This window comes from Pseudomonas sp. FIP_A4 (assembly GCF_036701605.1).
GTDB classification, from domain to species: Bacteria; Pseudomonadota; Gammaproteobacteria; order Pseudomonadales; family Pseudomonadaceae; genus Stutzerimonas; species Stutzerimonas phenolilytica.
In genome coordinates, this window is record NZ_JAYDXP010000022.1 from 1 (window position 1) to 456 (window position 456).

Annotated in this window: 1 pseudogene; it reads left to right on the forward strand. The window is 65.6% G+C overall.

Annotated features, from left to right (window positions below):
- Window positions 1-456 (forward strand): annotated as a pseudogene (locus tag U8L64_RS00160) (hypothetical protein); the annotation flags it as partial.

The following is a 456-nucleotide window of genomic DNA, read 5'->3' on the forward strand; positions in this document are numbered from 1 at the left end:
CTGGATCGTCGGCGCCATCGCGCTGCTGAGCCTGGCCGTTGTCGGAGTGGTGGTGGTGAGCGGCCGGCTCTTGCTCGTTTATCTGGGCGTGCCACCGCGGTCGGTAGACTGGCTGGCCACCTGCGATATAGGCCTCGTCGAGGACGGTTTCCTGATCCTGCACGGGCGCAAGAAGCTGCAGTTGTTCACCTCCTTCGTGCGTACCGTCAACGCGGAGTGGGTCGAGGCCGAGCTGGTGCAGCAGGCGCCCATTGCCCAGGCCTGGCTGCACGGCGAGGCGCTGGCGCAGAACGTCGCCGCCGAGCGCCGCGCCTACACCGCCAACTACGAGCTGTCCTGGATGGAAGCTGACCTCTACAACGAGGTCACCGACTATGTCCGCAACGAGATGAACCGCGCGGAGCGCCTGCTGGACGTCGGCAATGGCGATGAGCTACCCAGCAACCGTTCCGGAAA